Origin of the sequence: Nocardiopsis sp. LDBS1602 (genome assembly GCF_035818715.1) — a bacterium.
In the GTDB taxonomy this organism is placed as follows: Bacteria; Actinomycetota; Actinomycetes; order Streptosporangiales; family Streptosporangiaceae; genus Nocardiopsis; species Nocardiopsis alba.
The window spans coordinates 200,849-214,069 of record NZ_JAYLVW010000001.1 but is presented as its reverse complement, the minus strand read 5'-3'; the positions used below and the strand labels follow the sequence as shown (position 1 = coordinate 214,069).

Below are 13,221 nucleotides of genomic sequence, written 5' to 3'. Positions count from 1 at the left end.
GCGCCCCGGCGTCGACGCGCACGAGGGGCTCGGGGTGTCACCACCCCGAGCCCCTCGAAGTCTCTCCGCACGACGAAAGCACCCCAGCGGCAGAACCTCGACAGAGGCCGCGTCCGCGGCGGCCCCGGGATCGAGACATAGGACGCCCCACCGCGCGAGGGCGGTGGGGCGTGCCCCCGTCACCGGTTGGGCGCGGCCCCGCTGACATCGGCGAGGGCGGAGTCCTCGTCGACGGCCAGGGCCAGGTCCCCTATGGTCACGATGCCGGTCACCTCCTCGCCGTCGACGACCGGCAGGCGGCGTACGTGCTCCACCCGCATCGCGTGCACGGCGTCTCCGACACTGCTCTGATGCGGCACCGTCACCGGTTCGGAGCTGCACACCTCGCCGACCGTCACGGTCTCCGGGTCTCCCCCTTCGGCCACGCATCGGACCACGATGTCCCGGTCGGTGAGGATGCCTCTCAGGTGATCGTCCTCCAGTACCACGACATCGCCCACGTCCTGGTCGCGCATGATCTCGGCGGCCTCGCGCAGGGTCGTGTCCGGGGTGACGGTGTGCACCACGGGGGTCATCACTTCGACGATGCTGTCCACCATGGCCGTTCTCCCTTCATCGCTACGGCCCTCATCGAAGCCCCTGACCGACCCCGCGCGCCCCGAAACGTCCCCGGCCGTCTTCTCCTCGGGGTGCGGCCCCTCGGGGCGGGGCCCGTGGGCTCCGGTCCCCCGAGGGGCCGCGTCGCGGGGTCAGGCGCAGTTGTGCGCGGCGGAGGTGGCCGAACCGACGACCACGTCGATGCCGCCCGGAGCGGTCAGTCGGGCCCCGTTCACGGTGAGGGAGCCGTCCTCCTCGACGATCTGCTCGTTGACCACGAGGCGGGCCCCGGTGATCCCGAGGTCGACGTCGATCTCCAGGTCGGGGGTGTCCCCGATCTCGATCGGAACTCCGGCGACCTTCAGCGTCATGTCGACGGAGCCGACCTGTTCCTCACAGGTGCTGGTGGAGGCGACCTCCACCCCGGACAGTTCGATGAGCGAGAGACCGGCCAGGCCGATCCGCGCCTCGGAGACGTTGGCGCTCGCGGTGACGGCGGTCGGGTCGGTGTCGCTCACCACCTGGGCGCACAACACGTCGGCGGTGACCAGCGCCGATCCCAGCCGTTCCAGGCAGGAGGGTTCGGTCTCCTCGGCGTGCGCGGTCCGCACCTCGCCGCTCTCGGGGGCCGGTCCGATGGAGATCGGCAGGCCCAGGACGGGGATGTCGGCGGACAGACCGAAGGCGCTGCCGGTCACGTACTCCAGGAGGACCTCGGCGGAGGCCTCCGAGGGCAGGTAGAAGCCGTCACCGTCGAAGGTCAGGGAAACGGGGACGGTGGTCTCGTCGGTGAGGGGCTGGTCGACGGCCTCGACCGTGCACGTCACCGCTCCGTCGGCGGTGGTCGTGCCCTCGCAGGCCTGTTCGGTGTCGCCGGCACCCAGGGTGAAGGCCACCGTCTGGTCGGGGACCGGGGCGCCGGTCTCGTCGATCAGCGTGCCCGACAGTTCGGCGGCGGTGTCGTTGGCGATCGAGGCGGGGCCGGTGTACTCCAGCTCCGTTTCGAGGGTGATGCGCAGTTCGGTCTCGTGGGAGGAGGCCTCGTACTCGTCGTCTCCGGCGAAGTCCAGCCGCAAGGGGACCATTCCGTCGTCGGTGAGGGGCTGGTCGACGGTGTCGATCACGCACGTGGCCCCGCCGTCGGAGCCGGTCGTGCCCTCGCAGGCCTGTTCGGAGTCGCCGGTGCCCAGGGTGAAGGAGACCGTCCGGTCGGCGACCGGTTCGTCCCCCTCGTCGGTCAGGGTGCCGGACAGCTCGGCCGGCTCTCCGTTGGAGACGATCTCGGGGCCGGTGTAGGCCAGCGAGGTCTCCTCCTTCTCCACCGGCGGCTGTTCGCCGTCGCAGCCGTTGGTGCTGGTGAAGTACTTCTCGTGGTAGCCGAACGGGTAGGGCGCCAGCTCCTCGCCGTCCACGACGATCTCCTGGGCGGTGCCGTTCAGGCGCTGTTCGTAGTGCAGGTGGGGTCCGGAGCTGACACCGGTGTTGCCCATGGTGCCGACCTGCTGGCCCTGTTCGACCCGCTGCCCGTCCTCGACCGTACGTGTGTCCAGGTGGTAGTGGCGGGTCTGCCAGCCTCCCTCATGGTCGATGTTCACGACCAGACCGGCGCCGGGCCCCTCGGTCAGGCGGGCGGTTCCTGGGGCGGAGGCGAGGATCGGGGTTCCGAGGTCCTGTCCACCGTCGGCGCGGATGATGTCGAGGGCGTTGTGGTCGTGGTCCTCGTAGGTGGAGTAGGTCACCCGCAGTCCGCATTCGAAGGGCGCCTTGAAATCCGCGGGAAAGTCCAGGGCGGTCGCGTCGTCGGTGGCGGGTTCCGCGTGGGCGACGCCCAGGGAACCGACGAGAAGCGCGGCGGAGGCCACGAGGGCGGTCAGGAGACGACGGGGGTTCGTTTGCCGTGCGGGCCGTTTCGTGAAACGGGAAGGCGACGAAGAAATGGTTCTCTCCTCGGTCGGGCACCCGTGAAAGGCAGGGTTCACGGACGCCATGGCGATGGAAGACGGCGCTGTCCATTCTCAAGGGACATGGGGGATATCGGGCGGCACGATCACTCGGGGAGGAAAAAGGGAATCGGCTCGAAAACCCTTCGCCCGTGAAAAGGAATCGTGGAACCCGGAACGGATGGCCGGCGCCGGAAAACTCGACGCGTCAACATCATTCATCAGGACCCGATGGCGCTCAAGCGATAGAGGTGTCCGTACTCGGCCAATCGGAGCACCGGGGGCGTTCTCCCTTCACGCCCGTTTTCTCCGGAACCATGCGTGGGATGGATCCCCGAAAAGGGACGGCGTCCCGAATACGTCTCCGTCTCCGACCGTTCTCCGCCCCTTGTGGGACGCCGTCAGAGAGGGGTGTCGAGGACCTCGCGCAGGAAGGTCCGCACCTGCTCGGCGTGGCCGCGCGGGTCGTCCAGATGCACCCAGTGGCCGCAACCGGCGAGTTCACGCAGACGGGTGCCGGGGCGGGCACGGACCATCTCCTCGGCGCGATCCCTGGACAAGAGCGGGCTGTTCCCACCGCGCAGGAGCAGGGTCGGGTGGGTGGAGGCCGCCCAGTCGGCCCGGAAGTCCCCGGCGTTGCCGTGTTGAACGGCCAGCATGTCCTCGTGGTCGAAGCGCAGCCGCCACCGGCCACCGCTCCCGTGGGCGCTGTCCATGAAGTAGCCGAGCGCGGGCACCCCCTGACCGACGAGGAAGTCGGCGAGGGCGTTCCGATCGGAGAAGGAGCGCGGCCATTCGGTGACGTCGAAGACCGGATGTTCGAGCTCGGAGGCGTCGGTGACCGACCCGACGTCCTCGATCACCAGGGCGCGGACGAGGTCGGGGCGGCGGGCCGCCAGCCGGTAGGCGACCACCCCGCCCATGGAGTGGCCGAGCAGGAGGGCCGGCCCCTGGTCGAGGTGTTCGAGGAGGGCGACGGCGTCGTCGACGAACGCGTCGCTTCCGAGGTCGCCGCCGTGGTCGGAGAGCCCGTGGCCGCGCTGGTCGAGGGCGATGGTCCGGAACTCCGGGGCCAGGTACGAGGCCGTGGCGGAGAAGGTGGAGGCCCGGCCGAACGTGCCGTGCAGGGCGATCAGTGGGACGCCGTCGCCGCCGAAGTCGAGGAGGCCGAAGCGTCGGCCGCGCAGGTCGAGAAAGGAGGGGGTGGGCACGGTGATCTCCTCAAGGGCCGGTGACGAGGGGAGGCAGGAGCATCGCACACACCGTCGCGGGAGGCGAAACGGCCCGCTCATGAGGTTGTTGACCGTCGTTTGGTCGTAGCCCGAGCCACCTCCGGGTAGATGCGCTCGGACACCCTGTGCCCGTGGGCCTCGCCCGAGGCCGGGACGTACCGGAGGAGGTTCCGATGACCCGTGGCACCGGATCGACGCACACGACCGCGGGTGTCCCCCGACAGACGAGGTCGAGGGGCACCGGATCGAAGGGTCACGAACCGTCCATGGACGACACCACCGACTTCGACAGCGCCCTGCGCGGGCTCATCGCCCCCGCGCCCACCTTCGTCACCGACGATGAAGGCCGTCTGGTCTGGGATCTGCGCCGGTTCGACTTCCTCCAGGGCAAGACCGCGCCGGAGACCGTCCACCCCCATCTGTGGCGCCAGGGCCGGTTGACCGTCCTGAGCGGGCTCTTCGAGGTGACCGAGGGCGTCTACCAGGTCCGGGGCATGGATCTGTCCAACATGACCCTGATCGAGGGCGACGAGGGCGTCGTGGTCGTGGACCCGCTGGTCTCCGAGGAGGTGGCCGCCGAGGCGCTGCGGCTGTACCGCGAGTACCGGTCCGATCGTCCGGTCACCGCGGTCGTCTACACCCACCCGCACCTGGACCATTTCGGTGGTGTGCGCGGGGTCGTCGACGAGGACGACGTCGTCTCCGGTCGGGTGCCGATCGTGGCCCCGGAGCACTTCATGGAGCACGCCGCGTCGGAGAACGTGTACGCGGGCACCGCGATGATCCGGCGCGGCATGTACTTCGCCGCCTTCGACCTGGATCCCGGGCCCGAGGGGCGGGTCGGGATGGGGTTGGGCATCGGGACCTCCAACGGAAGCGTGGGGCTGATCCCGCCGACCCTGGAGATCACCCATACCGGCCAGGAGGAGGTCTTGGACGGGGTCCGGTTCGTGTTCCAGATGACCCCGGGCACCGAGGCCCCGGCGGAGATGAACTTCCATCTCCCCGAACGTCGGGCCCTGTGCACGGCGGAGAACGCCTGCCACACCCTGCACAACCTGCTCACCCTGCGGGGCGCCCAGGTCCGTGACGCGCGTATGTGGTCGCGCTACCTGAACGAGACGATCCGGCTGTTCGCCGACGACTCCGACGTCGTCTTCGCCTCCCACCACTGGCCCACCTGGGGCGCCGACGCGCTGCGCGATCTCCTGGCCGAACAGCGCGATATCTACGCCTACCTGCACGACCAGACGCTCCGGCTGATGAACAAGGGCTTCACCGGGATCGAGATCGCCGAGGAGCTGACGCTGCCGCCCGCGCTGGAACGGGCGTGGAGCTCGCGCGGCTACTACGGATCGGTCTCCCATAACGTCAAGGCGATCTACCAGCGTTACATGGGCTGGTTCGACGGCAACCCGGCCCACCTGTGGCAGCATCCGCCCAAGGCTCAGGCAGAGCGTTACGCCCGCGCCATGGGCGGGGTCGACGGTCTCCTCGCACAGGCCCGGGTCTTCGCCGACGAGGGTGATCTGCGGTTCGCCGCCGAGCTGGGTTCGCACGCGGTGTTCGCCGCCCCCGACCGCTCCGACGCCCGGGGGTTCCTGGCGCACGTGTTGACCCGGCTCGGACACGGGTCAGAATGCGCGACCTGGCGGAACTTCTTCCTGGTGGGGGCCTCCGAGCTCACCTCCGAGGTGCCGCCCACGGCCCTGCCCCTGGCCGACAGTCTGCTCTCGGCGCTGAACGTCACCCAGATCCTCGACTCCCTGGCGATCCGCGTCGACGGGCCCCGCGCCTGGCGGGAGGAGCTGTCCCTGGAGCTGCGGGTGACCGACCTCGGGGAGCGTCATCGGGCGCTGCTCTCCAACGGGGTCCTCGTCCACTATCCCGACCCCGAGGAGGACGAGGAGTCCGGGCTCACCCTCACTCTCACAAAGGAACGGCTGCTCCGGGTGACCGCGGGCGCCGAGCCGGAGGGTTCGGAGTACGAGGGCGATCTCGGGGTGCTGCGCCGTCTGATGGCGCTCCTGGACGCGCCCCGACCCGACTTCCCCATCGTCACGCCCTGACACGAACGTGGCCCGACCGGAACCCCGGTCGGGCCACACCGTCACCGTCCCTCAGGGGACGATCACGAGCTTGCCGCGCACGTGCCCCTCGCGACTGACCCGGAAGGCCTCCGGGACCTCGTTCAACCCGTAGGTGCCCGCCACCTCGACGGTGAGCTCCCCCCGGTCGGCGAGCGCGGCGAGCCGGGCCGTCTCGTTCCCGTCCGGACGCACCCAGATCACCCGACCACCGTGCGCGAGCACGTCGTTGTCGACGATCGACACGTGGACTCCGTCCGGGGTGAGGACGGACAGGGTCGTCTCCAGCTGGCCACCGACGAAGTCGGCGACCGCGTCGACGCCCTCGGGCGCCATCTCGGTCACCCGTTCGGTCAGCCCCTCGCCGTAGCTCACCGGCTCCACGCCGAGGCCGCGCAGGAACTCGTGGTTGCGTTCGGAGGCCGTCCCGATCACCCGGGCCCCCTGGGCACGGGCGATCTGCGCGGCGAAGGAGCCCACGCCCCCGGCCGCCGCGTGGATCAGCACCGTCCGACCCGCGATCGGTCCCAGGGCGTCCACCGAACGCAGGGCGGTGCCGCCGGCCAGCGGCAGACCACCGGCCTGTTCCCAGGTGAGGGAGTCGGGCTTGCGGGTCGTGGCGGCGGCCGAGACCGCCACCCGTTCGGCGAACGTGCCCGGGCCCAGGACGTCCTTGCGGGCGTAGGCCATGACGGCGTCGCCGATCTGGAACTCGGGGGCGTCCAGACCGACGTCGACGACGACCCCGGCCACGTCCCAGCCCGGGATCACCGGGAAGGTGGCGTCGATCAGCGGATCGAGTCCACCGGTCATCGCCTTCCAGTCGACCGGGTTCACCCCGGCCGCGCGTACCTCGACCAGGACGGATCCGGGGAAGACCTTGGGTTCGGGCACGTCACGGACCTCGATGGTGTCGACGTCCGAGCTGTACTGACTGTAAGTGGCTGCGCGCACATGTCCTCCTTGATCGGAACGCACCGTATCCGTCCTGAGGAACAACGGTGGCGTGGAGCGCCGCTGTTCCCTCTCGGCGGACAGGACGGCCCGGATCCGGGTGGCGCCCCCGCGCCGGTCAGGCCGCTTCGATCAGCCCTCTGGCCAGCGAATACGCCTCCGACAGACTCGACCCCGTGTAGTGGAGGGAGGCCATCCGCGCGATGTGCTCGTCGCCGTTGACCGACACGGTGTGGGTGAGGTGCTCGAAGAGCGGACCGTCCGACAGGGAGTCGCCGTAGGCCACGCAGGCGTCGACCTCCACACCCCTGCGCGCACGCTCGCTCTCCACGATCCGCACCTTGTCCACGGGGGTGAGGATGTTCTCCGGTTCGATCGGGGCGCTGAAGGGCAGCGGCGGGAAACGTGAGGCGACCACCTCGTCGAACCCGAAGCGGAGCAGCAGCCGCGCGTAGAAGTCCGGGGACATGCTCACCACCATCGAGTACTCGCCCCGCGCGCGGATGTCCTCGCACACCTCGCGGACGTCGTCCAGGAAGGGGCTCGCCTCGAAGGCCGCCAGGACGTGCTCCTCGGTGAGCTCGGACCAGAGGGCGTGGACACTGCGCGCGAAGACCCGCGTGTCGATCGCCTGCCGGCGGAAGTCGGCCTCCAGCTCCAGCAGTCGGGTCTCGCACCGGAGCAGGCGGGCGATCTCCAGGCTCGCGGTGGTGCCCCGCAGCAGGGTTCCGTCCATGTCGAAGACGTGCAGGTGGGTCATGTACTCCTCCGCCGTAGGGCGCGCGTTCTCGACGTGCCCCGCCCGGCTCGGGACGGGGTCGATGGTCGTGGCGGCTCCATGCTTTCAGAGGCGGAGCGGGGTGAAGCCGACGGCCCCACCTCCGGCTCCGGCGAGCGACGAAGGGCCGTGTACCCAAGGGACATGGCGGGAAAGGACAATGGCCCTATGCGACCCCACAGCATCGAAACGGACGCTCGGGGCCTCGACGACCTGCGGCGTCGCCTGGAGATGACCCGCTTTCGCCCCGAACTCCCCGACGAAGGGTGGGCTCGGGCACCCCGCAACCCTGGCTGCGCGACCTCGTGGAGCACTGGCTGCACCGCTACGACTGGCGGAGGACCGAGGCGGAGCTGAACCGGATGCCCCAGGTCGTCGGGGAACCCGCCGGGCTCCGCGTGCACGCCTTCCACCTGCGCTCACCCCATCCGGGGGCGACACCGCTCCTGCTGTGCCACGGGTGGCCGGGGTCGATCGTGGAGTTCCTCGACTGCCTGCCCGCGCTGGTCCACCCCACCGAGCATGGCGGACGCCCCGAGGAAGCCTTCCACGTGGTGCTGCCCTCCCTGCCCGGCTTCGGGTTGTCCGGTCCCACCACCCGCCCCGGGGTCGACGTCCCCGCCATCGCGTCGGCGTTCGCCGACCTCATGACCGGGCTCGGATACCCGCGCTTCCTCGCCCAGGGCGGCGACTGGGGCGGCTTCGTCGTACGCGAGCTCGGGCTGGAACACCCGGACCGGTTGATCGGCGTCCACACCAACTTCCCCTGGGCGGTGCCACCACCCGATCTCGAAGACCCCTTCGCCGATGTCACCCCGGACGAACGCGCCGTTCTGGAGTACAACGAGCGCGTCTATGGGACCGACCAGGGGTACTACGTCCAGCAGGCCACCCGGCCGCACACCCTGGGCCCGGCCTTGGAGGACTCCCCCGCCGGTCTGGCGTCCTGGCTCCTGGAGAAGTTCCACACCTGGTCGGACACCCGCGACGGGACGCCCTTCACCCTCGACCGAATGTTGGACAACACCATGCTGTACTGGCTGAACGGCACCGCCACCTCCGCCGCCCGCCTGTACGCGGACTCCGAACGGTACGGTTCCGACCCCCATGTCTGGGGGCGCCGGGTGGAGGTGCCGACCGGTGTGGCGATCTATCCGTACGAGAAGACCCGCGCGCCCCGGAGCTGGGTCGAACGTCAGTGGAACCCGGTCCACTGGTCCGAGCAGCCTCGCGGGGGCCACTTCGCCGCCTTCGAGCAGCCCGGACTCTTCACCCGTGACCTGCGGGCCTTCTCCCGCCTCCTGTCGAAGGGGTGATATCGGGGGTCCGGGGAAAACCGGTGGCGGCGCGCGACACGACGATCGACCATGGTCCGATGACGGAAGCGAGCACATCCGACGGGGTCGTCACCCTGACGCCCCTGGGACCGAACGACGCGACGGCACACCTGGACGGTGAGGACGAACTCCTCGTCCGATGGCTCAACGGCGGCCCCGGTACCCGAGAGACCGTCGAGAGATACCTCCGGCACTGCCGTGAGCAATGGGAGGTCTCCGGGCCCCTCCGTGCCTTCGGTGTCCGCGTGGGGCCCGAGGGAACGCTCGCGGGAACGGTCGACCTGCGATTCGCGGAGGAGGGTCTGGCCCCGGGCCAGGTGAGCCTCGCCTATGGCCTCTACCCCCTGTGGCGGGGGCGCGGCCTGGCCACCCGGGCGGTTCTCCTGGCGTCGCGCTACGCGGCCGACCTGGGAGGCACCGAGGCGGTGATCGAGGTGGAACCGGAGAACCGGGCCTCCGTGGCGGTGGCGCGCCGGGCGGGTTTCGCCCTCTATGGCCGAGGGGAGCTCGGGGACGGCACCCCGGTCGACCGGTACGTCCTCGCCCTGAGGCGTCCTTCCGGTTGACGATCCGGAGTGGGGCGGTCAGCGGCGGAGACCGCGCAGTAGGGCCTCACGGTGCTGGAGCGTCCACGCGTGCACCTCTTCGATCTCGCGCACGACCCCCGTCTCCCGCAGGTGGATCATGGCCGGGTGCCCCCGCCGCGCCGCCTCCTCGATCCCCCGACGGCAGCGCTCCTGCCACCACAGGACGGTGTCGACCAGGTCGGCCGGATACTCGTAGGCGCCCGGACCGTAGGCGTCGGCGATCTCTCGGAGCGTCTCCCCCGCCGCCACGGCGTCGGTCCATCCGGGGCCGAGATCCAGATACTGCCAACAGACGTGCGCCAGGTCGTGGACCCGCTCCCCCGGCCCGGCCAGGTCCCAGTCGACGAAGGCCACCGGGAGCGGGCCGGCGCCGGAGTCCCGGTAGACGGTGTTCTTCGGGGACAGGTCGTTGTGGCAGACCACCTCCGACGCCCCGGCGAGCGGGGTGCCGGCGGTCAGATCGTGGAGTTCGCGGACCAGCCGGGCCACCCCGCGCAGAGCATCGAGCGTGCGCACGGCGATCGCGTCCTCGGGCCGCCAGGCGACGTGGCCGGGCAGGAAGGACAGGACCTCGCGCCCCTGCTCGTCCAGGCCCAGGAAGCGCGGGGCGCCGGGCCAGGACCGCTCGCGCAGGTGTTCCAGCAGCTCGTGCACGAACCCGGAACGCTCGGCGGGGACACGACGGACGGTGTCGCCGACCCGGACGACCCGGGTGACGAACCCTCCCTCCAACGGGATCTCCGACATGGACGACCTCAGACGATCCGGGCGCGCACCACACGCGCGGCACCGGCCTCGATCGACATCGCGACCATCCCGCCACCTCCCTCGTTCCCTGGACAGGATGCCGGCGCGAAAACCAGGGCAGAACACCCGAAAAGGGTTTGCCGCCCTCGCGCGCCCGCTGCCAGGATCACGCCCATGACACCGCTGTACCAGGTCCGCGCCGACCACGACGCGCACACGATCGTGGTCTACCAGGCCTACTCGTCCGCCATCGCCGACCCGGCGCTGCGGGAGGGGCGTTTCGTCCCTCCGTTCTCGTTCCGGCGGATGACCTGGATCAAACCCTCGCTCCCCTGGTTGGCCCACCGCAGCAACTGGGCTCGAAAGTCCGGGCAGGAACGGATCCTCGCGGTGCGGATCACCCGTCAGGGATGGGAGGAGGCTCTGGGACGGGCGGTGCTCACGACCTCGTCGCCCGAGGCCGTGGCCCGGGCCGACGTCCACCTCCAGTGGGACCCCGAACGGTCCCTGCGCGGGGCGGCGCTGAACCACTACAGCGTTCAGGTCGGGATCGGTCGCGGGCTGATCCGGACCTTCGTCGACGACTGGATCGTCGGGCTCACCGACCTCACCCCTCGAGTGCGCAAGGCCTCCGACCTGGTCAGACGCGGAGACACCGCCGGGGCCCGGCGTCTGCTCCCCGCCGAACGGGTCTACCCCCTGCCTCCGGCGCTGGAGGAACGTCTGTGCCCGAAGCGGCGCGGGTGACGGTGGACCTCGTCGGCCCTCCGCCACCCGCTCACTCGTTCACGGTCACCGGCCGTCAGGCTTCATCGAGCGGCGCCTGGAGTTCGGTCACCCAGTCGTCGAGGTTCTCCGGGCATTCCAGGGTGACCTCCCGGGGGTAGCCGACCGACGTGTGACCACCGGCGTCGATCCAGCGGGCCAGGGTCTGGGCGGTGGGGAGCACGGTCGCCATCGCGCCCCGGTGCACGATGGTCGCCGCCCGCTCCACCGGCGGCAGGTCGACGACCTCGAAGTCGCCGCTCCCGAGCGGCGCCGAGACCTGGACGGCGGCGTGGACCGTGATCCGACCGCCGCCCTCGGGGGCGTCCTCGTAGTGGGAGACACCGGGGCCGGTCGGGGCGATGCCCGCCAGTTCCAGGCGCCGGAACAGCACCGTGTAGAGCGGACCGATGACCGGACCGATGTCCTCGGGGTCGAAGCTCGCCGCGGTGGCGGTCATTCGCGCTACCCGGACGGCGGGGACGGACTTGAGGACGACGTCGTTCGTGGGCATGTGCCCCTCGCTCTCGATCGCTCGGAGCCTCGCCTCGACCTGGGTCAGCCTGGCCCGCTCGGCGGCCATGGCGGTCTCCAGTTCGGCCCGCCGCAGCCTGAGCATGCCGCGCAGCTCCTCGGCCTCGACCTTCTCGTCGACGATGTCGTGGACCTGCCTCAAAGTGAAGCCGAGGTCCTTGAGCGCGATGATCCGGTTGAGGCGGGCGAGCTGGGCCGCGGTGTAGTGCCGGTAGCCGTTGGCGGGATCGACGTGGGCCGGACGCAGCAGCCCGGTCGCGTCGTAGTGACGCAGCATCCGGACCGAGACGCGACCGTGTCGGGCGAAGTCTCCGATGGTGAACATGATGCTCCGAGTGGATCGCCTGACACGGTGTGAGGGTCAAGAGGCTACGCGCCGAACGGGACACGGGTCGGCCCCGCGCGCCTGTCGTCGAGGCGCGCGGGGCCGGAGGGCGACGGTCAGCGGGCGGGCAGGATCCGGCCGGTGACCTCGCCGAAGTCCACCCGGGTGCCGTCCGGGCCGGGGGCGGTGGCCGTGATGGTCACCTCGTCACCGTCCTCCAGGAAGGTGCGCTCGGTGCCGTCCGGCAGCCGGAGCGGCTCCTTGCCGGACCAGGTGAGCTCCAGCAGACAGCCGCGCTGGGCGACCTCGGGGCCGCTGACGGTACCCGAGGCGTACACGTCGCCGGTGCGCAGGGAGGCGCCGTTGACGGTCATGTGCGCCAGCTGCTGGGCGGCGGTCCAGTACATCAGGGAGAACGGCGGGCTCGACACCAGATGTCCGTTGAGCCGCACCTCCAGCCGCAGGTCCAGACCCCAGGGCTGGGAGCCCCGCAGGTAGGGCAGCGGTTCGGGGTCCTGGGCGGGCTGTTCGACCCGGGCCGCCTCCAGGGCGGACAGCGGCACGATCCAGGGCGAGATCGAGGTGGCGAACGACTTGCCCAGGAACGGGCCCAGGGGGACGTACTCCCAGGCCTGGAGGTCGCGCGAGGACCAGTCGTTGAGCAGGAACACCCCGAAGACGTGGTCGGCGAAGTCGTCGACCCCCACCCGTTCGCCCATCTCCGTGGGCGTGCCCACGACGAAACCGACCTCGGCCTCGATGTCCAACCGGACCGAGGGGCCGAAGACCGGTGTGGACTCCGTGGGCGGTTTGCGCTGGCCGGTGGGGCGCACGATGTCGGTCCCCGAGGCCACGATCGTGCCGGAGCGACCGTGGTAGCCGATCGGCAGGTGCTTCCAGTTGGGGGTGAGGGGCTCCTGGTCGGGGCGGAAGATACGGCCGACGTTGGTGGCGTGGTGCTCGGAGGCGTAGAAGTCCACGTAGTCGGCGACGGTGAACGGCAGGTGCAGGGTCACCTCGGCGCGCTCCACCAGGTGGGGGCGGACCGCGTCGGCGTGGGCGGGGTCGGTCAGCCACGTGGTCAGGGCGGCGCGGACCTCGTCCCAGACGGGTTTCCCGGCGGCCAGGAGCGCGTCCAGGTTCGGTCCGTCGACGACGTCGGCGAACGGGGCGCCCTGGGCGCGGGCCGCGGACCCCAGGTCCAGGACGTGGTCGCCGTAGGCCACCCCGACCCGGGTGCGCGGGTCGCTCGCGGTGGAGTAGACCCCGTAGGGCAGGGTCGCCGGGCCGAACCGCGCGTCGGGGGCGATGTCGAGCGGGCTGTCGGACATGGATCTC

At 70.7% G+C, this 13,221-nt stretch carries 12 protein-coding genes; 4 read left to right on the top strand and 8 right to left on the bottom strand.

The window, feature by feature from the left end:
* Positions 1–179 precede the first annotated feature (179 nt).
* The 3 genes from U9J66_RS00960 to U9J66_RS00950 form a co-directional block, all read right to left on the bottom strand.
* Positions 180–599 carry a CBS domain-containing protein gene (locus U9J66_RS00960; RefSeq protein ID WP_017535319.1) on the bottom strand — a complete coding sequence of 140 codons (420 nt, stop codon included), beginning with the start codon at positions 597–599 and terminating at the stop codon, positions 180–182.
* Between the two features lie 150 nt (positions 600–749).
* A complete protein-coding gene (locus U9J66_RS00955) occupies positions 750–2,459 on the bottom strand; it encodes a M23 family metallopeptidase (RefSeq protein WP_326336675.1) in 1,710 nt (569 codons plus the stop codon).
* A gap of 479 nt (positions 2,460–2,938) precedes the next feature.
* Positions 2,939–3,748, bottom strand: coding sequence for an alpha/beta fold hydrolase (locus U9J66_RS00950; RefSeq protein ID WP_326336674.1), 810 nt, complete (start codon positions 3,746–3,748; stop codon positions 2,939–2,941).
* Positions 3,749–3,942: 194 nt separating this feature from the next.
* On the opposite strand from U9J66_RS00950, the gene U9J66_RS00945 reads away from it, so the two are divergent.
* Positions 3,943–5,838, top strand: coding sequence for an alkyl/aryl-sulfatase (locus U9J66_RS00945; RefSeq protein WP_326336673.1), 1,896 nt, complete (start codon positions 3,943–3,945; stop codon positions 5,836–5,838).
* Between the two features lie 51 nt (positions 5,839–5,889).
* On the opposite strand, the gene U9J66_RS00940 is transcribed toward U9J66_RS00945, so the two are convergent.
* Together U9J66_RS00940 and U9J66_RS00935 are read right to left on the bottom strand one after the other, a co-directional pair.
* Complete coding sequence (locus U9J66_RS00940) at positions 5,890–6,810, bottom strand: NADP-dependent oxidoreductase (RefSeq protein WP_326336672.1); 921 nt, start codon at positions 6,808–6,810, stop codon at positions 5,890–5,892.
* Positions 6,811–6,928: 118 nt separating this feature from the next.
* The gene (locus U9J66_RS00935) at positions 6,929–7,570 is read right to left on the bottom strand and encodes an HAD family hydrolase (protein WP_042285524.1); all 642 of its coding nucleotides are present in this window, start codon (positions 7,568–7,570) and stop codon (positions 6,929–6,931) included.
* A gap of 284 nt (positions 7,571–7,854) precedes the next feature.
* Here U9J66_RS00935 and U9J66_RS00930 point away from each other — a divergent pair, with 284 nt between their 5' ends.
* Together U9J66_RS00930 and U9J66_RS00925 are read left to right on the top strand one after the other, a co-directional pair.
* Positions 7,855–8,904 (top strand): epoxide hydrolase family protein, encoded by a 1,050-nt coding sequence (locus U9J66_RS00930; protein WP_326336671.1) that lies wholly within the window; start codon positions 7,855–7,857, stop codon positions 8,902–8,904.
* Positions 8,905–8,963: 59 nt separating this feature from the next.
* Positions 8,964–9,491, top strand: coding sequence for a GNAT family N-acetyltransferase (locus U9J66_RS00925; protein WP_036568282.1), 528 nt, complete (start codon positions 8,964–8,966; stop codon positions 9,489–9,491).
* Between the two features lie 18 nt (positions 9,492–9,509).
* Here U9J66_RS00925 and U9J66_RS00920 read toward each other — a convergent pair whose 3' ends face one another.
* The gene (locus U9J66_RS00920) at positions 9,510–10,259 is read right to left on the bottom strand and encodes a phosphotransferase family protein (RefSeq protein ID WP_326336670.1); all 750 of its coding nucleotides are present in this window, start codon (positions 10,257–10,259) and stop codon (positions 9,510–9,512) included.
* Positions 10,260–10,433: 174 nt separating this feature from the next.
* Between U9J66_RS00920 and U9J66_RS00915 the strand changes: the two genes are divergently transcribed.
* Positions 10,434–11,006 carry a DUF4291 domain-containing protein gene (locus U9J66_RS00915; protein WP_326336669.1) on the top strand — a complete coding sequence of 191 codons (573 nt, stop codon included), beginning with the start codon at positions 10,434–10,436 and terminating at the stop codon, positions 11,004–11,006.
* Positions 11,007–11,061: 55 nt separating this feature from the next.
* On the opposite strand, the gene U9J66_RS00910 is transcribed toward U9J66_RS00915, so the two are convergent.
* Both U9J66_RS00910 and fahA read right to left on the bottom strand, forming a co-directional pair.
* Complete coding sequence (locus tag U9J66_RS00910) at positions 11,062–11,883, bottom strand: MerR family transcriptional regulator (RefSeq protein WP_326336668.1); 822 nt, start codon at positions 11,881–11,883, stop codon at positions 11,062–11,064.
* Between the two features lie 116 nt (positions 11,884–11,999).
* Positions 12,000–13,214, bottom strand: a complete 1,215-nt coding sequence (gene fahA / locus U9J66_RS00905) for a fumarylacetoacetase (protein WP_042285514.1) — start codon at positions 13,212–13,214, stop codon at positions 12,000–12,002.
* Positions 13,215–13,221 lie beyond the last annotated feature (7 nt).

What these genes read in the sequence shown, in the direction of transcription:
- U9J66_RS00960 (WP_017535319.1), bottom strand. Translation starts at nt 599, where the DNA reads ATGGTGGACAGCATCGTCGAAGTGATGACCCCCGTGGTGCACACCGTC.
- U9J66_RS00945 (WP_326336673.1), top strand. Translation starts at nt 3,943, where the DNA reads ATGACCCGTGGCACCGGATCGACGCACACGACCGCGGGTGTCCCCCGA.
- U9J66_RS00935 (WP_042285524.1), bottom strand. Translation starts at nt 7,570, where the DNA reads ATGACCCACCTGCACGTCTTCGACATGGACGGAACCCTGCTGCGGGGC.
- U9J66_RS00925 (WP_036568282.1), top strand. Translation starts at nt 8,964, where the DNA reads ATGACGGAAGCGAGCACATCCGACGGGGTCGTCACCCTGACGCCCCTG.
- U9J66_RS00920 (WP_326336670.1), bottom strand. Translation starts at nt 10,259, where the DNA reads ATGTCGGAGATCCCGTTGGAGGGAGGGTTCGTCACCCGGGTCGTCCGG.
- U9J66_RS00915 (WP_326336669.1), top strand. Translation starts at nt 10,434, where the DNA reads ATGACACCGCTGTACCAGGTCCGCGCCGACCACGACGCGCACACGATC.
- U9J66_RS00910 (WP_326336668.1), bottom strand. Translation starts at nt 11,883, where the DNA reads ATGTTCACCATCGGAGACTTCGCCCGACACGGTCGCGTCTCGGTCCGG.
- fahA (WP_042285514.1), bottom strand. Translation starts at nt 13,214, where the DNA reads ATGTCCGACAGCCCGCTCGACATCGCCCCCGACGCGCGGTTCGGCCCG.